5 protein-coding genes are annotated in these 6,597 nt (G+C 58.4%); 3 read left to right on the forward strand and 2 right to left on the reverse strand.

Annotation, left to right across the window (positions count from 1 at the left end):
* The 3 genes from ACIQ0Q_RS08055 to ACIQ0Q_RS08065 form a co-directional block, all read left to right on the forward strand.
* The coding region (locus ACIQ0Q_RS08055) for a TonB-dependent receptor (protein WP_395772424.1) at positions 1-1,934 on the forward strand (1,934 nt) is incomplete at its 5' end.
* A gap of 72 nt (positions 1,935-2,006) precedes the next feature.
* Complete coding sequence (gene glk / locus ACIQ0Q_RS08060; protein WP_395772425.1) at positions 2,007-2,975, forward strand: glucokinase; 969 nt, start codon at positions 2,007-2,009, stop codon at positions 2,973-2,975.
* Between the two features lie 53 nt (positions 2,976-3,028).
* Positions 3,029-4,081: a LacI family DNA-binding transcriptional regulator gene (locus tag ACIQ0Q_RS08065; protein ID WP_395772426.1), complete on the forward strand. Its 1,053-nt coding sequence runs from the start codon at positions 3,029-3,031 to the stop codon at positions 4,079-4,081.
* Here ACIQ0Q_RS08065 and ACIQ0Q_RS08070 read toward each other — a convergent pair.
* Positions 4,026-5,702 (reverse strand): alpha-amylase family glycosyl hydrolase, encoded by a 1,677-nt coding sequence (locus tag ACIQ0Q_RS08070; protein ID WP_395772427.1) that lies wholly within the window; start codon positions 5,700-5,702, stop codon positions 4,026-4,028. The genes ACIQ0Q_RS08065 and ACIQ0Q_RS08070 overlap by 56 nt on opposite strands.
* A 1-nt stretch (position 5,703) precedes the next feature.
* Positions 5,704-6,597: MFS transporter (locus tag ACIQ0Q_RS08075; RefSeq protein WP_395772428.1), on the reverse strand; the 894-nt coding region annotated here is incomplete at its 5' end.

Raw genomic sequence — 6,597 nt, forward strand, 5'->3', positions numbered from 1 at the left:
GCCTGATGACCACCGTGCAGTTCAAGCCGACAGAATTTTACGAAACCACCCTGGATCTGTTCTATTCCAAATTCGACAAGACCGAAGTCAAGACCGGTCTCGAATACGGTACTGCCTGGGGTCAAGGCGTGCTGCAGCCGGGTTATACCGTCAATAGCAATAAAACCATCACCGACAGCTCCTGGACCAATGTCAAGCCGGTGCTGCGCATGGACAGCAACCCCATTGCAGACGATCTGTTCTCGCTGGGCTGGAACAACAAGGTCAAGATTGATGACAACTGGTCGATCGCCGCTGACTTTTCGGTATCGAGCGCCACTCGCAACTTTGATGTTCTGGAAACCTATGCAGGGCTTAAAGGCAATGGTACCAGCACGCTTAGAACGGTTCTGGATTCCAGTGGCCAATACTACAATCTGACCTTTGGCACCGATCTCAACGATCCGAACAATCTGCAGCTGATTGACGCCGGTAACTGGGGCCAAGACGGCTATTACAAGGCGTTTGAGATCAATGATGACATCCAGGCAGTCCGTTTGGATGCTACCCGTACCTTCGATGAAGGCTTCCTGAGCAGCGTCGAATTCGGTTACAACGTCACTGACCGCACCAAGCAGAAGAGCTCGGACGAATACAAGCTCTGCATCAAAAACTGCACTTATCCGGGTGGCGTTAAGGACACCGCACCGTTCCCGGGCACGACCGGTAGCTTCAGCTTCGGCGGCGTTGACGGCCTGGCCATCTTTGATGCCAGCGCCCTGCTGAATTCCGGGTTCTACAATCTGGTTGGCAAAAATCATCCGGACATCGCCCGTAAGAACTGGGAAGTCAATGAACAGGTCTCCACCTTCTTCGTGCAGGCCAACATCGATACTGACATCGGCGACAACATGAGCCTGCGCGGTAACGTCGGCTTCCAGTTCGTCAATGTTGACCAGAGCTCGACCGCCGTGATGAACATCGATGGCAGCGGTATCGGCCCCGCCACTACCGATGGCGATTCATACAATGATTTCCTGCCGAGCCTGAACCTGAGCCTGGGTCTGCCGGCCGATCAGTATGTCCGTTTCGCGGCGGCTAAGCAGATGGCCCGTCCGCGTATGGACGATATGCGCGCCAATCTGGATATCGGCATCTGCCAGACCAACTGTAACGGCTTGACCGGACCGGTCTGGTCCGGCGGTGGCGGCAATCCGAAACTGAAGCCTTGGTTGGCCAATGCTTTCGATCTCTCGTATGAAAAATACTTCACCACCGATGCCGGAAACAAAGGCTATGTCAGTGCCGCGTATTTCTACAAAGATCTGCTGTCCTACATCTACAATCAGCCGATTCGTTGGGATTACTCCGGCTATCCGTTGCCCGCTCCGGGCGCGGGTCAGACCGTCGGCGTCAATTACCCCAGGACTACCAATGGCATCTTGAACGCTCCGGCTAATGGCGAAGGCGGAACGCTGGAGGGCCTCGAACTGGCCGTGTCGGTCCCCCTGGACGTCCTGTGGCAGCCGCTGGAAGGCTTCGGTATCCAGGCCAGCTACTCCGATACCAAGAGCGAGATTCAGCCGAATGGTCCAGGTAGCAACCAACCGCTGCCGGGCCTGTCGAAATACGTGTCCAACGTGACGGCCTATTACGAAAACCATGGCTTCTCCATCCGCTTCAGCCAGCGCCACCGTTCGGCGTTCCGTGCTGAAACCCGCGGTTTCGGTGCCGATCTGACCTACATCAACATCAATGCCGAAACCGTGCAGGATGCCCAGATCAACTACAGCTTCGGTGAAGGTACTTTCGAGAACCTGACCCTGTTCCTGCAGATGAGCAACATCGGTGATGAGCCGTTCACCACCTCCGATGCCGGTGATCCGGGTGCCCGTCCGGTGCAGTACTTCGAGTACGGCCGCACCACCCTGATTGGCTTCAGCTACAAGTTCTAAGCGCTAAACCTGTTGTACACTGCCTTTGCCGGTGCAAGCCGGCAAAGGCTTTTTTTTGGACGGAATCTCCGCATGACCGACCCCCGCAAGACCGCTCTGGTCGCCGATATCGGCGGCACCAACGCCCGCTTCGCTCTGTCTGACATCCGTGGCCCACAGCCCGTGCTGCGTGAAGCAAAAACGCTACCGACCGCTGATTACGCCAGCTTGCAGCATGCGGTGGAAAGCTATCTGACGCAGGTCGGTGCTAAGCCGGAATTAGCTGCGTTTGCAGTAGCTTGCCCGGTCACTGGCGATGACATCCGCCTGACTAACCGTGCCTGGGCCTTCAGTCAGTCCGAGCTGCAGACTGCACTCGGCTTCCGGCATCAGGTAGTCATTAATGATTTCGGAGCCGCCGCGCTGGCCGCGCTGGCCATGGGCGATGAGGACCGCGTCATCCTCCATGGCAGTCCGGATCTGCAACGCCGAGGCCCTATTACCGTCATCGGTCCGGGCACCGGACTGGGTGTCGCCTTGCTGGTGGGCGATGATGATTGCGGCTGGCAGATGGTCGAAACCGAGGGCGGCCATGTCAGCTTTGCGCCGCAGGTGGAGGAAGAACAGCGCATCGCCGACTGGATCGCCGCCCGCCATCACGGCCGCTGCTCGAACGAGCGCCTGCTGTGCGGCACCGGCCTGTCCTACATCGATGCCGTACTTGGCAACCGCGACAGCTTGCGCGATCCGGCGGAGATCGTGGCGGCGGCGATGGCGGGTCATGACGTGATCGCGCGCCGAACACTGGCGCGCTTCTGTTCCGTTTTCGGCAGCGTGGTCGGCGATGCCGCACTGATTCACGGGGCCAAGACGGTCGCCATCGCGGGCGGCATTATTCCGCGCTTCATTCCCTATCTGCGTGCCAGCGCATTCCGCGAACGGTTTCTGGCCAAGGGCCGGTTCGCGACCTACTTGGAGTCCGTGGCCATGCACGTGATCACCCATGATGCGCCGGGATTGATCGGCGCTGCCACGGCCCTGCACAAGCGCCTGGAAGCCTGAACACCGTCGGCGATGGGCTATACTGGAAACCGTTGCCTGGGTCGTCGCGCCACATGAAATCCAAAACCACTTCCTTCGATATCGCCTACCGCGCCGGCGTTTCCCAATCCACGGTGTCGCGCGCCCTGCGCAACAGCACGCTGGTCAACGAGGAAACCCGCAAGCGCATTCAGGCTATCGCCAAGGAAATGCACTACACGGTCGACAAGAATGCCTCCAACCTGCGCTCGCAGCATTCCGACACTCTGGCCGTGCTGCTGTTCGAGGATCCGACTTCCGATGACTCGCAGATCAATCCGTTCTTCCTGTCGATGATCGGTTCAATCACCCGGGCCTGTTCGCAATACGGCTACGATCTGCTGATCTCCTTCCAACAAGCCTCCAATGACTGGCATGCCGATTTCGAGGATAGCCGCAAAGCCGACGGCATCATCTTGCTCGGTTATGGCGATTATTTGGATTACGCCCACCGGCTGAACAAACTGGTCGAGCAGGGCACCCATTTCGTGCGTTGGGGACCGGTGCTACCGGTACAGCCGGGCATCACCATCGGCTGCGACAATTATCTGGCCGGCCGCGAGATGACCGAGCATCTGCTGCTGCAGGGCCATCGCCACATCGCCTTCCTCGGCCATGCCTCGGAACGCTATCCGGAATTCTTCGAACGCTACCGCGGTTATGTGGCAGCGCTGACTCAGGCCGGCATCGCTCCCGACCCCGCGCTTCAGCTCGATGCCATCACCACCGAGCAGGCCGGCCATGAGGCCATGCAGACCCTGCTCGTGCAGGGCGGGGCCTGCGATGCAGTATTCGGTGCCAGTGATCTGATTGCCATCGGTGCTATGCGCGCCATCCAGGAGCGTGGCCTGAAAGTCCCGGAAGACATCGCCGTAGCCGGTTTCGACAACATTCCAATGGCCAATTTCGTATCACCCAGGTTGACCACGGTGCTACAGGACACCAAGCAGGCCGGCGAATTGCTGGTGAAGACCTTGATCCACCAGATCAACAACGAGCCGGTGACCAGCAGCATGCTGCCGGCCAAACTGGTCATCCGCCGGTCGTGCGGCGCGCTTTCCCAGCCTGAAGCCGGTCCAGTGCCGTAATCAGATCCGGCGCCGTGATGGCGCCATCGAACAGCAGGACTTCCACACCATGGGCGGGCACTTGGGTTTTCAGCCGCGGTTTGGCGGTATCGATGCGCACGCGGTTGCCGTTGATGGCGGAACGCCATTCCCCGGCCTGTAACAGATGACTGAGGTCGAAGCGTGCCGGCTTATCCCCTTTGTTTAACAGCACCAGTGCAGTCTGCGTGATATTACCGTGTTGGAATACGCGCAGGAATGCAGCGCGGTCGCCATGGAGCAGAAGGTTGAGTTGTAAGCCCTGCTGCAGTGCCGGAGATTCCCGACGGACCTGGGCGATGCGGCGCAGATCTTGGTAAATCGGATGCTTAAGACCGGCATCGATGCGTGCCTGTCCGTAGTAATTGCGGTTGCCTTCGTGCTCGGCTTTACCGCGCATGAAACCGGTTTCCGACCCATAGTAAATCACGGGAATGCCGCGGGCGGTGAACAGCCAGTTATGCGCGTCGATGAACCCGCTATCCTCGGCATCTAGGCGCGGCATGTCGTGGTTGTCGTAGAAGCTCATCAACTCGTAGGGGTTTTGGTACAGGCCTGTATCCAGATGCAGGGCCTCGGCCAGGGTCTGGAAGCCGGCCTGCTTGCGGCCGAAGGCATCCGCCAGCTTCGCTTTCAACGGAAAATCCAGGACGCTGATGCCGCCGTTCTCAGCCCAGGAGAACGGTGCAATCTTTCCGGCATCATAGTCAAAGGCTTCAGCAAACAGGAAGAAGTCTGGATGCTTGGTGCGGATGCGTCGGCTGAATTCGGACCAGAAGGCCAGCGGCATGTGCTTGATGGTGTCGATGCGGAAAGCATCGGCACCTTCATCGATCCATTGCAGATAGGCACCGATAAGGTAGTCCATGACCGCTGGATTGGTTTCATTCAGATCCGACAGCTGCACCATTTCGGTTTTCGGGTTGTAGAAGCGATGCAACGGATTGCCAGCGGGGTCGAGTTTCGCCGCCGGCAGGTTCTGATGATCGGCAACGAGTGTGCCATCTTTGTCGAAGATTTGTCCGAATTTCGGTTGGAGTGACGGCATGCTGAAAGCCGGTGAGCCATGATTGGCAACGATGTCCAGTACGGTATGGATGCCGCGGGCGGACAGCTTTTGGTTGAGCATGCCGAAATCGAGGTCTTTACTGGGCAGATGCTCATCGAGCTGGTAGAAATTACTGCCCCAATAGCCGTGGTAACCGGTCTTGCCTTTGTCCTGAAACATACCCTTCCACTGTACGGTATCGCCGCCAGTGAAGGCCTCGTCGGGATTATCGACGATCGGCGTTAGCCACAGGGCATCGAAGCCCATTTGCTTGATGTAGTCGATATTGTTTTCGATACCTTTGAAGTCACCGCCCAGATAGCCGATGTTGTCGCTCTCGCCGGCCGGCGCGCCGGCCACCGGCCGGTCGAAGGTTTTGTTGATGCCGCCTTGAAGCCGCTGATCATTGCTTTCATCGCCGTTGACGAAGCGGTCGGTCATCAGGAAATACACCGCACGTTTGGCGAATGGCTCCAGGGTACCGTAGTAATCGGCGGCCGAGACCTGGCCGGTCAGTGACAGCAGCAGTGCAGTGGTGAGCAGATGGCGACGCATTTCAGTAGCCGCCGTCCGGGGCCGCATGGCTTTCAGCGGTATCATCCTGCACGAAATAGACCAACAGGCCGCCGATTAGCAGCGACAGGCCGGCTACGGTCATCGCATTGATGGTCTGCGGGCCGATCAGTCGGTAGGCAGCGTTGACGCCGCCGAGCGCTGCCGCAATCTGCGGCAGCACGATGAACATATTGAACAGGCCCATCATCACACCCATTTTCTTCGGATCAACCGAGTGCGACAGCAGCGCATACGGCATTGACAGGATGCTGGCCCAGGCCACGCCGATCAGCGCGAACGACCATTTCAATTGTGACGGATCGGTGATGTAGAACATGGACAGGAAGCCGATGCCGCCGAGGGTCAGTGACAGAAAGTGCACCAGACGGCAGTTGAGGCGGAAGCGCGCCGCATAGAAACTCAGCAAGAGGGCGACCACCATCGAGGACAGGCCGTAAACGCCCATGGCCGAGCCGACCTGGTCGGCGGCGTTCTGAAAAGCAGCATTGGCACTCTGGAAGGCCTGTGCCTGTGCGGCTATGGCCATATCAAAGGCCGCCGGATCCGGTGCGGGTGCTTTGAATACATGCTCGGTCAGTGCCGGTGTGGCCATTGACCACATGGTGAAAAAGGCAAACCAGCTGAAAAACTGCACGACGCCGATTTTCAGCATCTGTGGCGGCATGTGCCGGATATAGTGCAGGATATCGCCGAAAAGATTGCCCTTGGCCGATTCTTCGCGGAAACGCACCATATCCTCCGGCGGGTATTCATCGGTGGTGAACACGGTAATCAGGATGCTGACCAGAAACACAAAAGCACCGATAGCAAAGGCGATCTTGACCGAATCAGGCACCACGCCCGGTCCGGCTTCATTGGAAACACCCATCTGGTT

The sequence above is a fragment of the Arenimonas sp. genome (assembly GCF_044348765.1).
In the GTDB taxonomy this organism is placed as follows: domain Bacteria; phylum Pseudomonadota; class Gammaproteobacteria; order Xanthomonadales; family Xanthomonadaceae; genus Arenimonas.